The organism is Phenylobacterium sp. (assembly GCF_036402295.1).
GTDB lineage: Bacteria > Pseudomonadota > Alphaproteobacteria > Caulobacterales > Caulobacteraceae > Phenylobacterium.
In genome coordinates this window covers 1-15,760 of the sequence record NZ_DASWTE010000311.1, presented here as the reverse complement: position 1 = coordinate 15,760, position 15,760 = coordinate 1, and the positions used below count along the sequence as shown (strand labels likewise).

Below are 15,760 nucleotides of genomic sequence, written 5' to 3'. Positions count from 1 at the left end.
TCGCCCGAGCGTTCGGCTTCGGCCTTGGCCGAGGCCACGGCTTCGCGGCTCTGGTTGGCGCCCGCGGACGAGCGCTGCACCGTGGTGGTGATCTCGTCGAGCGCGGCGGCGGTCTGCTCGAGGGTGGCCGCCTGCTGCTCGGTGCGGCGCGACAGGTCGTCGGTGGCCGAGGCGATCTCGCCGCCGCCGGAACGGATGGCGTTGGTCGACACGGCGATGGCGGCCAGCGCCTTCTCCAGCTTGGCGACGGCGTCGTTGAAGTCGTTGCGGAGCTTCTCGTAGGCGCCCGGGAAGCCCTGCTGCAGGCGGACCGTGAGGTCGCCCTGCGCCAGACGCTCCAGGCCGCCGGCCAGCGAGCTGACCACGCGGCCCTGCTCCTCGGCCGAAGCCTCGGCGAGGGCGGCGTTCTCGCGGCGGGTCGCCTCGGCGGCGGCGCGCTGCTCTTCCTGTTCGGCTCGCATGCGCTCGAGGTGGAGCTGGTTCTCGCGGAAGACGGCCAGCGACTTCACGATGGCGCCCAGCTCGTCCTTGCGCTCCAGCTTCTCGACGTCGACGTCGTTGTCGCCGCGCGACAGGCGCTCGGTGGCGCCGGCTATGCGCTGCACGGCCTTCTTCATGTTGAGCACAAGGAAGGCGGCGATGGCGCCCACGACCAGCAGGGTGATCACGGCGGCAGCGATAGTCGCCATCTGCGCGGCCTGGGCCGCGTCGGTGGTGGCCTTGGCCTTCTTGTCGGTCTCGGCCTGGGCCTGGGTCACGATCGACTGCAGGTTGGCGCTCATCTTCTTGTACTGGTCCTCGAAGGGCGCGGCGAAGCCGGCCGCCGAGGCGAAGTCGGCGCTCATCATCGACACGATGATGTCCAGCGCGTCGCGGGTTTCCTTGAGGTCCTTGATCAGCTTGTCATAGGCGGGCCGCTGCGACGCCGGCGCGGCGTTGCGGGCGACGCCCACGTCCTTGGTGATCTGGTCGATGTCGGCCAGCAGGGCCTTGCTCTGGTCGCCGATCTTCTCCGGCTCCATCTGCGCGGCCTGGTGCGTGAGCAGCAGGTAGAGCTCGCCGTGAACGCCGGTGATGCGTTCCGAGATCTTCTGCATGCGCAGGCTGTTGGGCATGTCCGTCTGGACGACCCGTTGCAGCTCGTTCGTCTGCTTCTGCTGCAGAACGACAGCGCCGGTGGCGAGAATGGCCATCATCACCAGCGCGAGCGCGGGCGCGAAGCCGACCTTCACCATCAGCGGCAGGTCATCGAGTCTAAAGCGTTTCATGCGAGGGTACCCCCCAAGGTTCCTTCTGCCTGGGGACACACCCCGCGAGCGTGTTCACAATGAACGGAGGTCCCTAACGGATTCTCACTTTTCCCAGTTTTTCGGGAAATTTAGAGATGATTCACCGCCTCCCGGTATTCCCCTCATATTGTTTCTTCAACAGGAGGTGGGGATGCAGAAGGCTGTCTCTCTTTTCGGTGGTGTTGCTCTGAGTTTGATGCTGGCGACGGGCGTAAGCGCTGCGTCGTTCCAGGAAAACATGGCTAAATGCCTTGTTAAGAATGCGAACACCAAGGATTCCGCGACCGTGATGCTTCAATGCACGGCGTCGGGCGGCAAGCTCGATGGCTGCACCGTTCTTTCGGACAGTGCGCCGGGCAAGGGCTTCGACAAGGCCGCCCTGTGCGTGGCCGCGGCGATGCCGATCGGCGACAAGGCCGGCGACGTGAAGATCCCGATGCGCTTCCCGGGCGGCGCGTAAGCGTCACACCGAGGAACGGACCACACCAAGACGCCCCGCCTCCCCGGGGCGTCTTTTATTTTTGGGGTCCCGTCAGACCGTGCGCTGCGCACGGTCTTTCTCGTTGGCGCCCTTGATGGCGTTGCGGGCCGCCTCCCACTCGGCGTCGCCCCACTCGGACAGGCGGGCAAAGCCGCCGCCGCCGCGCAGATGGCCGCCGCCGTCGATGGCGATGGTCTGGCCGTTCACATAGGCCGAGCCCGGATCCAGCAGATAGACCGCCAGGTTGGCGAGTTCGCGCATCTCGCCGTTGCGGCCGAGCGGGATGGTCGGATCGGGCTTTTCGCCGTTCGCGCCGACGCCGCCGCCCGGATTGAGCCGCGCCCAGGCGCCTTCCGTCGGGAAGGGACCCGGGGCGATGGCGTTGAAGCGGACGCCGCGGCCACCCCATTCCACGGCCAGCGACTGGGTCATGACGTTCAGGCCGGCCTTGGACATGGCGCTGGGCACGGTGAACGGCCCGCCGTGCCAGACCCAGGCGGTGAGGATCGAGACCACCGACGCATGGCGGCCCTCGGCCAGCCAGCGCTTGCCGGCGTCCAGGGTCACGAAGAACGAGCCGCGGAAGACGATGTTGGCGATGGCGTCGAAGCCGCGGGGCGAGAGGTCTTCGGTGCGGCTGATGAAGTTGCCGGCGGCGTTGTTGACCAGGCCGGTGAGCGCTCCGCCCGCCCAGACCTCGTCCATCGCGTCGTGGATGGCCTCGGGCACGCGGATGTCGCAGGCCATGCCGGTGACCTTGGCGCCGTGGGCGTCGGCGATCTCCTTGGCCGTCTCCTGGACGATGTTCCCGCGGCGCCCCCAGATCACCACCTCGGCGCCCAGCATGGCGCAGGCCTCGGCCATCACCTTCCCAAGGCCGGTGCCGCCGCCGGTGATGAGGATCCGCTGGCCCTTCATGAGGCCCGGCTTGAACATCAGGTCGTCGAGGGTGAGTTCGGTCATCGCGGCTTTCTCCCTTTTGACCGACATGCGGCCGCATGACGCGGGGGCGGTCAATGGCGCGCCCCGCCGCAAGCTCGGCAAGTCGCGCCATGGTGGGTCAGATTGTCGCATACAACCTTAACGATCTTTAAGGGCGCGCTAGTCTTACCTGAGATTCAACGGTCTGTTTTTTCGGGGATTTTTTCGACATGAGCGCCGTGGCCTGCCTTCGCGTGGACGTCAGCGGCGAGTGCGCGCAGATGCCGCCCGAGGTGCTGGCGCCGCTCGTGCAGAAGTTCGCGTCCGCCTATCTCGAGACGCGGTGGTCCTGGCCGCGTCGCTTCTCGCCGTTCACGGCCTTCTGCTTCCTGCTGATCGATCCGCGGTCCGACGAGCTGGACCTGGGGGAGCTGCGCCGCCTGTCCGACGAGCTGCAGCGGCACCTGTTCGGGACCGGCGACGAAGGCGAAGTGGCGCTCCTGGTGTTCGAGGGCCACCAGGCGGCGGTCACCGCCTTCGCAACCCTGGACGCGAAGACCGTCGCGGCCGCCGTTAAGGATCCGAGCCTGCTGCCTCCGGGCGGCCGGCTCACGCGCATCGTCGCCGAATGGCGCGAGCCGGCCGGCGCGCCGGCCGCCGTTGCGGCCGACCCGGAATGGGCTCCCGACGACGACTCCGCGCTGAGGCGCGAGCTGACCGCCGCCCCGCCCGCGGCCGCGCCCGCCTGGGAGGGCTTCCAAGGCATCTATTTCACGCCCCGCGAGCTGTTCTACGGCGACGTGGTGATGTGCGTGCCGGCCAACGCGCGCACGCACCTCAGCCTGGTGGACGGGCCCGAGCACATGCCCCGGGACGCGGTCGCGTTCGACGAGGCGTGCCTGAAGATCGCCGTCCGCATGCTAACCGAGCGGCCGCGCGGGTCGCTGCTGTTCCTGCCGATGTGCTATTCCAGCCTGGTGCGGCCCTCAATGCGGGACGCCTACCAGGCTATGCTGATGGAGTTGCCGTCCGGGCGGCGGGCGGAGCTGGCGGCGAGCGTCTACGACGTCCCCCGCGACCCGGCGTTCACGGGTCTGCGGCAGGTGCGCGCGCTGCTTGCGCCGTATGTCTCCGCCATCGACCTGCGGATCACGGACCCCGGCTTCGAGATCGAGAAGCTGCCCCCGGAGGCGGCCAACAGCGTCACGCTGATGCTGCCCGAAGGCGACGCGCACCAGCGCACCTCGGCCCTGCGGCGCTTCGCCGAGCGGCTCGTCCACTACAAGCAGCGGCGGATCTGGCCCGGGGTCACCAACGTGCGTCGTTCGTCCGAGCTCGAGACCGCCTCGCGTCTGCGCATCCCGTTCGTCACCGGGCCGGCGGTGTGCGCGCCCGTGCCTGCCCCGGTGGGCGGCCGCGCCGTGGCGCTGACGAACCTGCCACTCTCCCTGCGCGAGACGTGGGTGCCGCGGCCGCAGATCGCCTGACAGCGGCTTCGCGGCGGCGCTCCCCGGTTGATCCGTCGGGACGCGGAACGCAAAGTCTCCTGTCGCGCATCGACGGGGAGTGAGGCATGGAGCTGTCGGAAGGCCGCCGGGTTCTGGAGCGCCCGGGCCTGCTGCCGAACCTCGCAGTCGCCGTCGCCGCCGTGGCGCTGCCGGCGTACGCCAGCATCGTGAATATGCTGCAGTTCAACCGCTACCCGCTTCTGGCGGCTGAGCTGTGGCCCATCTACGCCGTGGTGGCGGCGGCGGCGCTGGCAGGCGGCGCCTTGTACCTCGCTTCGCCACGCCCGCTGCGCATCCTGCTGGAGGCCGCGCTGGTCGCAGCGTTGGTCGACCTGAACACGGAAGGCTTGGCGCCCCTGGCCGCATTCGCGATCACGCTGCTCGTCTCGATCTTCCTCCGCCGACCGCTCGCGCCCCTTCTCGCGTTCGCGGGCCTCGTCCTGTTCGGCCTCTGCGTCGCCGGCGTCGGCATCCAGCGACGGCCGTCGCCCGATGCGCCGCCGCTCGCCGCGGGTGCGCCGGACCGGCCGGCCATCTTGCACTTGATCCTCGACGAACATGTCGGCGTAGAGGGCCTGCACGCCGACAATCCGCGGTCGCCGCAGCGCCGCGAGCAGCTCAAGGCATTCTATCTGAGCCACGGCTTCCACCTGTACGGTGGGGCGTTCAGCCGCCACATGCGCACCACGAACTCAGTGCCCGAGGTGATGAACTTCGGAGCCACGCAGCCCGTGCGGCGCGACAACCGCGACGGTGGCCTGGCGGTCCGGCGCAACGCGTACTTCGACCGCCTCCGCACCCTCGGCTACCGGGTCGCCGTCTACCAGAACGGCTGGGTGAACCTCTGCGCCCACGACCGGGAGATCCGGTGCCTGCGGTACCCGGAGACGGGTCTCGACGGGGTGTGGGAGACCGCCCTCAGTCGGTCAGACAAGTCGGCGCTGGTGGCCTACAACCTGCTGGCGCTGTCCGCGGCCGGCCGCCGGATCGCGCGCTGGTACGACCGTCACGTAATTCCAGTCGCGACGCGCATGGGTGTGCGCCTGCCGCCGATCGCCAACGCGCAGCACGACCTGACGAGCTCGCTGGAAGCCCTGCGCCAAGCGCGCCGGTTGACCGCGGACCTGGCCGGCGCCCAGCCCGGACAGGCCTATGTGGCGCACCTGCTGCTGCCGCACTATCCGTATGTGGCCCGCGAGGACTGCACGCTGAAGCCCAGGCGCGAATGGCGGCACCGGCGGCAGTTGGGCGACCTGCGCCAGCGGGAGGACGCGAGCTTCGAACAGGTCCTGTGCGCGTCGCGCATCGTCGAAGAGGCTGTGGCGGCGCTGGAACGGTCTCCGGCGAGGAACGGCTTCGTGGTGATCGTCCATGGCGACCACGGATCGCGCATCACGCGCCGTGACCCGACCGCGTCGCAGCGTCCCGACGACTCCGACCTCGTCGCCAGCTACGCCACAATCTTCGCGGTCCGAGCGCCGGGCGTTGCGCCTGGCTACGAGGCCGCGGCCGCGCCGATTGACCGTTTGCTGGCCGACCTGGTCGCCGCCGACTTCGCGCGCGCCCCTCGGCCTCATGCGGACGATCGGAGGATCGTCCTCGAGGATCGTTTATGGCGTCCCACCCGCGCCGTCCTGATGCCCGAATCGTGGGCGCCGGTCCCCGCGCCTGGGTTGCAGCTCGCGGCAAGCCCACGGTGAAGGTGGGGAAAGCGTTTGACTTTCACGACAGACGGGCAACAGTTTTGTGACGGTTGGGGTCTCCAGAGGGTCCTTGGGATGAGAACCGCATTGCTTCTAGCGGCAAGCTACGCCGTCATCGCAACGCCTGCCTATGCCTATCTCGATGGCGCGACCGGCAGCCTGATACTTCAAGCCTTGATCGCAGGCGCGGCGACGACTTTGGTGTTCTGGCGATCTCAGATCGCACGTGTGAAGAACTTCTTCTCCCGGGGACGCAAGACTGAGGCGCAGGACGCCGAATGACGGCTCCGCACGCCGAGCCCGGTTCTTTCAGGGATCCGGGCGGGCGGATTTTCCTCAAGGACTCTCGCATCCTGCGCGCCGTCATGCCGGTGAGCGCCGACGCCTATGTGGCTGTGCGCGACGCGGGGCTATTCGATGACTTCGCCGAGCGGCGGCTGCTGCTAGGCTCGCGCGAGGTGGACCCAGCGGTGCTGGACGGCCTCGAGCCGCAGCCGGCTTACGTGCTGGAGCATCCGCGCATCCCGTTCATCAGCTATCCGTATGAGTGGAGCTTCTCGCTCCATCGGAGCGCGGCGCTACACCAACTCGACCTGCACCTGCAGGCCCTGGAGCGGGGTTTCACGCTCTCGGACGCGACCGCCTACAACGTGCAGTTCGTGGGCTCCCGCCCGGTGTTCATCGATCACCTGTCGCTACGGCCCTACCGAGACGGCGAGTATTGGATCGGGCACCGGCAGTTCTGCGAGCAGTTCTTGAACCCGCTCCTCATGTGGTCGCTGCTCAAGGTGGCGCCCAACGCCTGGTTCCGCGGCTCGCTCGAGGGGATCCCACCAGAAGACCTTGCGCCGCTTCTGCCCTGGCGACAGAAGCTGTCGTTCACGGTGATGAGCCACGTCGTGGCCCAGGCGGCGCTGCAGAATCGTTCGATCAAGTCGGGGGGCTCGGCAGCGCCCACGGCGAGCTTGCCGCTAGCAGGCTTCAAGGCGATGCTGACAGGCCTTCGCGACTACGTGGCCGGCCTGAAGCCGCCGACGAAGGCCACGGTGTGGGGCGACTACGCCACCCACAACAGCTATGCCGCCGTCGAAGCCCAAGCGAAGCGCGCCTTCGTGGGCGAGGCGGTCGCGGCCGCCAAGCCCACACTCATGTTCGACCTGGGCTGCAACACCGGCGACTACTCGGACGTCGCGCTGGAGGCGGGGGCGCAGTACGTCGTCGGCTTCGACTACGACCATGGCGCGCTCGAGCAGGCCTACCATCGCTTCCACAAAGCGTCGAAGCCGTTTCTGCCGCTGTGGCTGGACGCGGCCAATCCGAGTCCGGCGCAGGGCTGGGCGCAGCAGGAGCGGAAGGGTCTGGCCGAGCGGGCCAGTGGGGACTTCCTGGTGGCGCTTGCCTTCATTCACCACATCGTCATCGGCCGGAACGTGCCGATGGGTATGGCCCTGGACTGGCTGATCGGCATGGCGCCGCGCGGCGTGATCGAGTTCCCGCCCAAGGAGGACCCGATGGTTCAGCGGCTGCTCTCGACGCGCGAAGACATATTCCCGGACTATACGGTCCCGGCGTTCCTCGCCGCGCTGGGCGCCCGCGCGCGCGTCGAGCGCACCGAGCGGCTGGCTGAGAACGGGCGCCTGCTAGCGCTGTACAACCGCACCTGATCGCCTGCGACACTGCGCCGTGCCGCACAACAGCTCGGCTTACGCCATCTTGGCCGCGGGTCGGGGGCCGCATCGAGGGAGCTGGATGGCGGCCGATATTCGTGTGCCCGGTGATCCGGGCGACCTCGCGCGCGAAATCGGCGAGGCTCTGCTACGTGGCGCAAGCCAGGACGGGCTGTTTGCCTGCGACCGATCCGCCGCCGTCAGCTTCTGCGACGCCGCCGCGGCCGGCTTCCTGCGCATGGGCGACGAGGATCCGCGAGGCCGCCCTCTGGCCGAGCTGCTCATGGGCCTCGACGACCAGACGCTGGAGCTGCGCTTCCTGAGCGCGCTGCGCGACGACTCGCCGATCGAGTTCGTGGTGGCGCGCCCGGCCGGCCGCGACGAGTGGGTCGAGGTGGTGGGGCTGCCGATCACGAGCGGGATGGTGTTCATCCTGCGCGAGGTCACCCAGCGCGAGCGCAGCGAACGCTCGCTCCGGCGCAATGAGCATCGGTTGCGCGCCGCCAACGAGACGCTGAAGGTCGCCCACCAGGCCGCGCGCGCTGCGACCTGGGAGTGGCGCACCGGTCGGCCGATGCGCTGGCTCGACATCACGGCCGCGCGCGCCCTCATCGGCCTTCCGGCCGCGGCGGAGGACGAGGCGGTGGCCGACTGGCGCGACTTCGTCGTGGCCGAGGACATGGAGCGGGTGAACGAGAGCGTCCGCGCGCTACTCGCCCGCGACGAGATCACCTTCGAGTATCGCGTGGCCGCCGCCGACGGGCGGCACCGCTGGCTGCGCTCGAGCTGCGCGGTCGTCGAGCGGCGGAGCGACGGCGGGCCGGCTCGGGTCGTCGGGGTGACCCTGGACGTGACCGAGCCGAAGGTGGCCGAGGCCAAGCTCAAGCGCGAGGTGAGCGAGCGCCGCCGCGCCGAGGAGCGCCAGCAGCTCCTGATCCACGAGCTGAACCACCGGGTGAAGAACATGCTGGCGACGGTGCAGTCGGTGGCGCGCCAGAGCCTGGGTCGCGCGGGCGGGGCGGGGCCGCTGGCCGACTTCGAGAACCGCCTTATGGCGCTGGCCTGGGCGCACGACATCCTGACCCGCGAGCGCTGGGCCGGCGCCTCGCTCACCACCGTGCTGTCGCGCACCATGACGCCGCATGGCGCGGGCCGCGTGGACCTCAAGGGGCCGGACCTGCGCATCTCGCCCAAGATGGCGCTGGCGCTGGCGATGGGCGTGCACGAGCTCGCCACGAACGCGGTGAAGTACGGCGCGCTCTCGGTCGACAAGGGCCAGGTCGAGATCGAATGGCGGCTGGAGGACCCGGACAAGGGCAAGGACAGGAGCAAGGCAGCCCGGCTGGTGCTGGAGTGGCGCGAGCGCGGCGGGCCCAAGGTCACGCCGCCCAAGACCCTCGGCTTCGGCGCCCGCCTCCTGGAGCGCGGGCTCGCGCATGAGCTGGGCGGTGAAGTCGAGATCCGCTTCCTGCCGGCCGGCGTGCGCTGCCTTATCTCCGCACCCTTCGATCCCGAGCCCGGCGAGCCGCCTGAGGTGGAGCGGCCCACCTTCGACGAGGACCGTGCGGTCGCGCACTAAGCGTGAGTCAGTCGGCGGGGATCTGGAAGGTCGGGTCGACCCGTTTGATGAACTCCATGGCGGCGGCTGGGGCGCGCACCTTCCCCTCGTGGATCACGAAGGCGTAGACGTCGCGCGGGCCTTCGGCTGGGCCGGTGCGGTCGACCGGCGTGAAGTCGCCCGGGACTTGGCCCTCGGCATAGGCCTTGAAGCGGCCGGCCCACTGGTCGAGTTCGGGCGCCGTGTAGCCGGTGGGCACGCTGTCGTCGGCCGACAGCAGGCGCAGGTAGACGAAGTCGGCGGTGATGTCGGAGATGAAGGGGTAGTTCTCGTTGTCGGAGTTGCAGATCGCCACGCCGCGATCGCGGCAGAGACCGATGAACTTCGGGTCGTTGAAGCTGGCGTTGCGCACCTCGACCACGTGGCGGGCGGACAGGTCGCCCAGCTTCTCGGGCAACAGGTCGAGGAAGCCCGCGAAGTCGTCATAGTCGAACTTCTTGGTCGGCATGAACTGCCACAGGATCGGACCCAGCCGGTCGCCCAGCTCGGTCAGTCCCTGGTTCAGGAAGATGTCCATGCTGGCCTTGCCGTCGGCCAGGACCTTGCGGTTGGTGCAGAACCGCGAGGCCTTCACTGAGAACTTGAAGCCGTCGGGCGTGGACGCGCGCCACTTGGCCCAGCTGTCGGGCTTGAACGATGAGTAGTAGGTGCCGTTGATCTCGATCGCGGTGAGGTGGCGGCTGGCGTACTCCAACTCCCGCGCATGCGGCCACTTCGCCGGATAGAACACCCCCCGCCACGGCTCGAACGTCCAGCCCCCGATCCCACACCGGATCCGACCTGCGTTGGCCATGTGGCGTCCTCCCGTCTCGTGCGACTTAGGTAGCGGCGATTGGGGACGTTCTCAAGATGTTCTCTCGCGCCCTCCGTGTCCGTCATCCCCGGCACAAGGCCGGGAATGACGAGCAAGGAAGGGGCAATGCGTTGGACAGCTACCTCCGCATCGCCTTCGTCTTCTCCCGCTCGGCTTTGAACTCGGCGCCGTCCTTCCACTCCGGCCAGATGCGGCTGTTCGCCAGCTTCCTGCCCAGGTCGAACAGCAGCGTCCCGTCGGCCTCGAAGCCCTTGGGGTCCCAGGCCGGGTCGAACTCGTCGGCGGGCTGATGGTACTTGTCGGCGGTGTAGGCCGTGCGCTTGGCCTGGCCGGCCGCCTTGCCACCCGGGACGAGGTCCTGGCCGCCGCCGAAGCTGATCGCCGGCACGCCTTTCTGGGCGAAGGAGAAGTGGTCCGAGCGGTAGAAGCTGCCCGCCTCGGGCCGCGGGTCGGGGCTGAAGTAGCGGTCGCGGGCCTTGCCCACCGCGATCAGCTCGTCCTGCAAGGTGAGCGGCGCATTGCCCGAGGTGGTGAAGTCCTTGGCGAGGCCGTTCGGGCCGACGCCGTCCATGTTGAGCACGGCCACGGTGGTGGCCAGCGGGTAGAGCGGATTGTCGGCGTAGTACTCCGAGCCGAGCAGGTTCTTCTCCTCGGCGGTCACCGCCAGGAACATCACGGTCCGATCGGGCTTCGGCGCCTTGGCGAAGGCGCGGCCCAGCTCGAGCAGCAGCGCCGTGCCCGAGGCGTTGTCGAGCGCGCCGTTGTAGATCCGGTCGCCCTTGGCGTCGGGCTGGCCCACGCCCAGGTGGTCCCAGTGGGCGGTGTAGACCACCCGCTCGCCGGGGTGCTTCGAACCCATGACGGCCCCGACGACATTCTTCGAGACCACCTTCTGCACGTCGACCGCATAGTCGGCCGAGAAGGTCACACCGGTCAGCGCTACCGGCTTGAAGTCGCGGGTCTGCGCCTGCTTCTTCAGCGTGTCGAAGTCGAAGCCGGCCGCCTTCATCAGGCCCTCGGCCACATTCCCCTGCACCCAGCCCTCGATCGGCGCGTGCGCCTCCGCCGGGTTCTTGCGGACGGTGTCGAAGATTTCGTTGGTGTTGGAGTTCTTGACGGTGGCCCAGCCGTAGGAGGCCGGCGCCGTCTCGTGGATCACCAGGAAGCCCACCGCCCCTTGTCGCGCGGCCTCCTCGTACTTGTAGGTCCAGCGGCCGTAGTAGGTCATCGCCTTGCCGCCGAAGTCGCCCTGGCCCGTCTCGAAGTCCGGGTCGTTGACGAGGACGAGGGCGACCTTGCCCTTCAGGTCCACGCCCTTGAAATCGTCCCAGTTCCGCTCGGGCGCCGTGACGCCATAGCCCACGAACACCACCGGCGCGTCCCTGACCGTGATGCGGTCGGCCCCCGTCTGGGCGGCGCGGATGGCGACCTCCTGCCCTTGCGTCCAGGTCTGCGCCTGGCCGTTCACGACGACGCCCACGCCCACCGGCCCCGTGGTGGCGAAGCGGGCCAGCGGCACGTCCTGGGTCCAGGCGCGGCCGCCGCCCGGCAGCGGGTCGCCCGCCGGCTGCAGGCCCGCCGCCTTCATCTGTTCGGTGAGGTAGGCGACCGTCTTCCTCTCGCCCTCGCTGGCCGGCGCCCGGCCTTCGTATTCGTCGGACGACAGCACCTGGGTGTCGCGGAGGATCCGCTGGGCGTCCACCGCGGAAGGCGCGGCCGCGACCGAGCTCGCGGCCAACGCCATGACCGCGACGCTTAGGAGAAGCTTTTGCATGTACGCACTCGTACTGGGGGGAGGAAAGTTGCGCGACCCTAAGGGGTTCGCTGGTCCTTCGCTAGGCCGCGGCCCGCTTCGCCTGGATCAACGCCCCTATCCCGTCCAGCACCACGTCCAGGCCGAAGCGGAAGCGCCACAGGGGATCGGCTACCACTGCCTTGTCGGCCGCGCGCCAGGCCTCGCCCAGGCGCAGGACGAGCGGGAACCTGGACGGATCCAGCTTCGCCGTCAGCGCCGGCTCGGCCAGCGCGAACCACTGCTCGTCGGTGAGCCCGCTCTGCTTCTCGGCCTCGCGGGCCTCGCGGGCGTGCTGCAGGGCGCCCAGCAGGTAGTTGTGCAGCACGTCGATCACGAGGTCCTTGGTCAGGTCGTCCAGGCCGGTGCCGTCCAGGATGCGCAGCGCCGCCTCGTGCCGGCGCAGCAGGTTGGGGCCCAGCGGCGGGCGGTGCAGCGCCAGGTCCAGCATCCAGGGGTGCCGCTCGCCCAGCGCCCAGCGCTCGAACGCGAGCCCCGTCAGCGCCTCGCGCCATCCCGTCGCCGCAGCCGCCGGCTCGACCCCCTCGCCCAGCACGCGGTCGAACATCAGCTCGATCAGCTCGGCCTTGGACGGGACGTAGGTGTAGATCGACATCGCCGAGACGCCGAGCTCGATGGCGATCCGGCGCACCGAGATGGCCGCCAGGCCCTCGGCGTCGGCTACGGCGACGGCGGCGGCCACCACGTCCTCGACGGAATAGCGCGGCTTGGGCCCGCGCCGGCCGGGCTCGGCGGCGCCCCACAGCAGATCGATGCTGCGCTTGGGGTCTGCCCCGCCGGTCACGTCCCGCGTCATGGTCCTCGCTACATTACCGAGAAAACACTTTACATCATACAGAGTTTAAGCGAGACGGGCTGCCGCACGGTGGCCGACAGAGTCGCCGGCGGAGGCGACATCCGGGATATGGGCCCACGCGCCGTTGCGCCGGGCGTGCGAGTCCTGTTCAACAACGCCGGTCCATCAATCCAGACGCCCATGCTTCGTCGCCCCGGTTCCTACGCCGTCCTGGCCGCTCTCGTGCTCGCCGGCTGCGCCAGCCCGCGCAAGCCTGACCTTGCCCTGCCGGCGGCCTTCGAGGGCCCCGCCGGCGCTCCGGCGGGCGCGATCGCTCTGGACACCTGGTGGACCGCCTACGGCGACCCCGAGCTCACGACCCTTGTCGAACAGGCGCTGGCGCGGAACCCGGACATCCGTACGGCCCGCGCGCGCCTCGACGAGGTCAAGGCGCAGCGGACGAGCGCGATCCTGCAGTATCTGCCGCAAGGAGACGCAACGGCCTCCGGCCGGCGCACCGACACCAGGCAGATAGGCGGCACGGCGGCGAACATCCCGGGCTTCTCCACGGCGGGCGTCTCCGAGCAGTACCAGGCCGGGTTCACGGTGAACTGGGAGGTCGACCCCTGGGGCCGCGGCTTCGTGGCCTACCGGGCCGCCAGCGCCGAGCTCGACCGCGCCCGCTACGCCTACGAGGTCACCCGCGCCCAGCTCGCGGCCGACACCGCCGACGCCTGGTTCCAGGCGCGGGGCCTGGCCATCCAGCTCGCCGACGCGCGCGAGACGGCCCGCATCCAGCAGGACCTCTACGACCTCGCCACCAAGCGGGCGCAGCTCGGCCTCTCGGCGTCGTCCGAGCCCGACCGCATCGCCGGCGACCTCGCCCAGGCCAGGGCTGGGATCGAGGGTCTGGAGGCCCAGCTGCAGGTCCAGAAGCGGGCGATCCTGATCCTCGCCGGCCGGGTGGTGGAGCCCACGAACAACATCAACGCCCCGCCCGAGGTGGGCGCGCCGCCCGCCGTGCCCGCATCGCTGCCCAGCGACCTGCTGCAGCGCCGGCCTGACGTGCGCCAGGCGCAGGCGGCGCTGCGCTCGGCGGCTGCCCAGCAGAAGCTCGCGGGCCTGGCCTTCTTCCCGTCGTTCACACTGTCGCCGGGCATCGGCTGGTCGCGCATCGAGCAGCCGGGCTTCTCGTCCGAGACCCAGAACTGGTCGATCGCCGGCTCGGTGATGCAGCCGATCCTGTCGATCCCCCGCCTGATGGCCGAGCTGAAGGTGCAGAACGCGCGCACCGAGCAGGCGGTCACCGCCTACGAGAAGGCGCTCCAGACCGCCTTCCAGGAAGCCGAAGGCGCGCTGGTGAACCTGGACGCCGACCGCCGCCGCGTGGCGCTGTTGGCGGACGGCGAGGTTCGCGCGCGCCGCGCCTACGAAGCCGCCCGCACCGGCTACGCCCGCGGGCTCACCGACCTCACCTCCACCCTCTCGGCCGAGCAGGCCTGGCGTGGCGTGCGCACCCAGCTCACCTCGGCCCAGGTCCAGGCGCTTCGCCGCTCCGTCCAGGCCATGAAGGCCATCGGCGGCGGCTGGCCCGCCCAGGCCTACGCCGCAAGATGAGACGCTAGCCATGAAGCTCGCCAAAGCCCTGGTTCCCATCTGCGCAGTGCTGGCGCTCGCAGCCTGCAAGAAGCCTCCCGAGAAAGAGACCGAGGCCGCCCGCGCCCGCGCCTTCCAGGTTGTGCGCGTCGAGAACCGCGCCATTGTCGGCGGTCTCTCGGCCTCCGGCGACCTGCTCCCGCGGGAGGAGGCCGCGGTCCTGCCCGAGGTCACCGGCTACCGAGCGCTGCGCGTGACGGCGGACCTCGGCGACTACGTCCGCGCGGGCCAGACACTGGTCGTGCTCGACCCATCGCTGCTCGAGGCCCAGGTCGCCCAGGCGCAGGCCCAGGCCGCCCAGGCGGAGGACCAGGCGAACCGCGTCGCGGACCTCGACGGTCAGGGCGTGCTCAGCCAGGAGCAGATCGCCCAGCGCCGGTTCCAGGCCCAGGCCGCCCGCGCGACGCTGCGCAACCTGCAGACCCAGCGGCGCAAGCTGGCGGTCGTGGCGCCGGTCTCCGGGGTGGTCCTGGAGCGCACCGTGCGGCCGGGTGACCTTTCCGCTGGCGGGGCCACGCCGTGGTTCCGCCTGGCCCGCGACGGTCAGGTCGAGCTCGCCGCGGAGCTCACCGACGCCGACCTGGCCCGAGTCCGCGTGGGCCAGACCGCCACCGTCACCTTGTCCAGCGGCGCGGTCGCCCAGGGCCGCGTGCGGCTCATCAGCCCGCAGATCGACCCGCAGACCAAACTCGGCCAGGTGCGCATCCTGCTGCCCGTACGGCCCGACATCCGCGCCGGCGGGTTCGCCCGCGCCGTCTTCTCCGACGCCGCCGGGACGGCGCTGACCGTACCTGAGACCGCGATCCGCTACGACGCCGACGGCGCCAGCGTCATGACCGTCAACGCCCAGAACCGCGTGAAGCGCGTCAGCGTCCAGACCGGCGCGCGGGGCGGCAGCTATGTCCAGCTGGTCAAGGGGCCGCCCGCCGGGACGCGCGTCGTCCAGAACGCCGCGGCCTTCCTGCTCGACAACGACCTGATCAAGCCGGTCGAAGGCCGCGTGGTCGCCGCGGCCCCTGCCGGCAAGACCGCCGCTGCGACCGCCAAGAGGCCCTGACCCCATGAGCCATGGCCACGACCCCATGGGCGCCCCGCAACTGCGCATTTCGGCGTGGGCGATCCGCAACCCGGTCCCGGTGACGGTGCTGTTCGTCGGCCTCGTGCTGGCGGGCGTGATCGCCTACTTCGGCCTGGCGGTGAAGAACTTCCCGGACGTGACCTTCCCCGCCGTCTCGGTGACGATCACCCAGAGCGGGGCGGCGCCCGGCGAGATCGAGACCCAGATCACCCGCCAGGTGGAGGACGCGGTCGCGTCCATCTCCAACGTCCGCAACATCCAGTCGACGGTCACCCAGGGCGCGTCCACGACGATGCTCGAGCTGGAGATCGGCGAGGACATCCAGAAGAAGACCGACGAGGTGCAGTCGCGGATCGACCAGATCCGGCCGAACCTGCCTCGCGAGATCGACGAGCCGCTGGTCCAGCGGGTCGAGTTCGACAGCCTGCCGATCACCA

14 protein-coding genes are annotated in these 15,760 nt (G+C 69.9%); 9 read left to right on the top strand and 5 right to left on the bottom strand.

All coding sequences use genetic code 11. The features are described 5' to 3' along the window. On the bottom strand, positions 1–1,268 hold a 1,268-nt coding region (locus tag VGD44_RS18780), incomplete at its 3' end, for a methyl-accepting chemotaxis protein (protein ID WP_331089902.1). Positions 1,269–1,440: 172 nt separating this feature from the next. Between VGD44_RS18780 and VGD44_RS18775 the strand changes: the two genes are divergently transcribed. Then, a complete protein-coding gene (locus VGD44_RS18775; RefSeq protein ID WP_331089901.1) occupies positions 1,441–1,749 on the top strand; it encodes a hypothetical protein in 309 nt (102 codons plus the stop codon). Between the two features lie 72 nt (positions 1,750–1,821). Here VGD44_RS18775 and VGD44_RS18770 read toward each other — a convergent pair whose 3' ends face one another. Further along, positions 1,822–2,733: an SDR family oxidoreductase gene (locus tag VGD44_RS18770; RefSeq protein WP_331089900.1), complete on the bottom strand. Its 912-nt coding sequence runs from the start codon at positions 2,731–2,733 to the stop codon at positions 1,822–1,824. Between the two features lie 188 nt (positions 2,734–2,921). Between VGD44_RS18770 and VGD44_RS18765 the strand changes: the two genes are divergently transcribed. The 5 genes from VGD44_RS18765 to VGD44_RS18745 all read left to right on the top strand — a co-directional run bounded on the left by VGD44_RS18765 (position 2,922) and on the right by VGD44_RS18745 (position 9,148). Beyond that, a complete protein-coding gene (locus tag VGD44_RS18765) occupies positions 2,922–4,178 on the top strand; it encodes a hypothetical protein (RefSeq protein WP_331089899.1) in 1,257 nt (418 codons plus the stop codon). Between the two features lie 86 nt (positions 4,179–4,264). Beyond that, a complete protein-coding gene (locus tag VGD44_RS18760) occupies positions 4,265–5,899 on the top strand; it encodes a hypothetical protein (protein ID WP_331089898.1) in 1,635 nt (544 codons plus the stop codon). A gap of 78 nt (positions 5,900–5,977) precedes the next feature. Further along, the gene (locus VGD44_RS18755) at positions 5,978–6,184 is read left to right on the top strand and encodes a hypothetical protein (RefSeq protein ID WP_331089897.1); all 207 of its coding nucleotides are present in this window, start codon (positions 5,978–5,980) and stop codon (positions 6,182–6,184) included. Continuing rightward, on the top strand, positions 6,181–7,566 hold the full coding sequence (locus tag VGD44_RS18750; RefSeq protein WP_331089896.1) for a class I SAM-dependent methyltransferase: 1,386 nt from the start codon (positions 6,181–6,183) through the stop codon (positions 7,564–7,566). Before VGD44_RS18755 ends, VGD44_RS18750 begins: the two co-directional genes overlap by 4 nt. A gap of 85 nt (positions 7,567–7,651) precedes the next feature. Further along, positions 7,652–9,148, top strand: coding sequence for a sensor histidine kinase (locus tag VGD44_RS18745; protein WP_331089895.1), 1,497 nt, complete (start codon positions 7,652–7,654; stop codon positions 9,146–9,148). A 7-nt stretch (positions 9,149–9,155) separates the two neighbouring features. On the opposite strand, the gene VGD44_RS18740 is transcribed toward VGD44_RS18745, so the two are convergent. The 3 genes from VGD44_RS18740 to VGD44_RS18730 all read right to left on the bottom strand — a co-directional run bounded on the left by VGD44_RS18740 (position 9,156) and on the right by VGD44_RS18730 (position 12,610). Then, entirely contained in the window at positions 9,156–9,980 is an 825-nt protein-coding gene (locus VGD44_RS18740) for a DUF72 domain-containing protein (RefSeq protein WP_331089894.1), read from the bottom strand. A 139-nt stretch (positions 9,981–10,119) separates the two neighbouring features. Further along, positions 10,120–11,775: a M28 family metallopeptidase gene (locus tag VGD44_RS18735; protein ID WP_331089893.1), complete on the bottom strand. Its 1,656-nt coding sequence runs from the start codon at positions 11,773–11,775 to the stop codon at positions 10,120–10,122. A gap of 61 nt (positions 11,776–11,836) precedes the next feature. After that, complete coding sequence (locus VGD44_RS18730; RefSeq protein WP_331089892.1) at positions 11,837–12,610, bottom strand: TetR/AcrR family transcriptional regulator C-terminal domain-containing protein; 774 nt, start codon at positions 12,608–12,610, stop codon at positions 11,837–11,839. Between the two features lie 180 nt (positions 12,611–12,790). Between VGD44_RS18730 and VGD44_RS18725 the strand changes: the two genes are divergently transcribed. The 3 genes from VGD44_RS18725 to VGD44_RS18715 form a co-directional block, all read left to right on the top strand. Further along, the gene (locus VGD44_RS18725; RefSeq protein WP_331089891.1) at positions 12,791–14,206 is read left to right on the top strand and encodes a TolC family protein; all 1,416 of its coding nucleotides are present in this window, start codon (positions 12,791–12,793) and stop codon (positions 14,204–14,206) included. A 10-nt stretch (positions 14,207–14,216) separates the two neighbouring features. Next, positions 14,217–15,302: an efflux RND transporter periplasmic adaptor subunit gene (locus tag VGD44_RS18720; protein ID WP_331089890.1), complete on the top strand. Its 1,086-nt coding sequence runs from the start codon at positions 14,217–14,219 to the stop codon at positions 15,300–15,302. A 4-nt stretch (positions 15,303–15,306) separates the two neighbouring features. Beyond that, positions 15,307–15,760 (top strand): efflux RND transporter permease subunit (locus tag VGD44_RS18715; protein ID WP_331089889.1); only part of this gene is annotated, 454 nt, incomplete at its 3' end.

Bases quoted from the DNA above. Each gene is read 5' to 3' on its own strand.
- VGD44_RS18775 (WP_331089901.1), top strand. From the start codon at position 1,441: ATGCAGAAGGCTGTCTCTCTTTTCGGTGGTGTTGCTCTGAGTTTGATG.
- VGD44_RS18770 (WP_331089900.1), bottom strand. From the start codon at position 2,733: ATGACCGAACTCACCCTCGACGACCTGATGTTCAAGCCGGGCCTCATG.
- VGD44_RS18765 (WP_331089899.1), top strand. From the start codon at position 2,922: ATGAGCGCCGTGGCCTGCCTTCGCGTGGACGTCAGCGGCGAGTGCGCG.
- VGD44_RS18760 (WP_331089898.1), top strand. From the start codon at position 4,265: ATGGAGCTGTCGGAAGGCCGCCGGGTTCTGGAGCGCCCGGGCCTGCTG.
- VGD44_RS18755 (WP_331089897.1), top strand. From the start codon at position 5,978: ATGAGAACCGCATTGCTTCTAGCGGCAAGCTACGCCGTCATCGCAACG.
- VGD44_RS18750 (WP_331089896.1), top strand. From the start codon at position 6,181: ATGACGGCTCCGCACGCCGAGCCCGGTTCTTTCAGGGATCCGGGCGGG.
- VGD44_RS18745 (WP_331089895.1), top strand. From the start codon at position 7,652: ATGGCGGCCGATATTCGTGTGCCCGGTGATCCGGGCGACCTCGCGCGC.
- VGD44_RS18740 (WP_331089894.1), bottom strand. From the start codon at position 9,980: ATGGCCAACGCAGGTCGGATCCGGTGTGGGATCGGGGGCTGGACGTTC.
- VGD44_RS18735 (WP_331089893.1), bottom strand. From the start codon at position 11,775: ATGCAAAAGCTTCTCCTAAGCGTCGCGGTCATGGCGTTGGCCGCGAGC.
- VGD44_RS18730 (WP_331089892.1), bottom strand. From the start codon at position 12,610: ATGACGCGGGACGTGACCGGCGGGGCAGACCCCAAGCGCAGCATCGAT.
- VGD44_RS18725 (WP_331089891.1), top strand. From the start codon at position 12,791: ATGCTTCGTCGCCCCGGTTCCTACGCCGTCCTGGCCGCTCTCGTGCTC.
- VGD44_RS18720 (WP_331089890.1), top strand. From the start codon at position 14,217: ATGAAGCTCGCCAAAGCCCTGGTTCCCATCTGCGCAGTGCTGGCGCTC.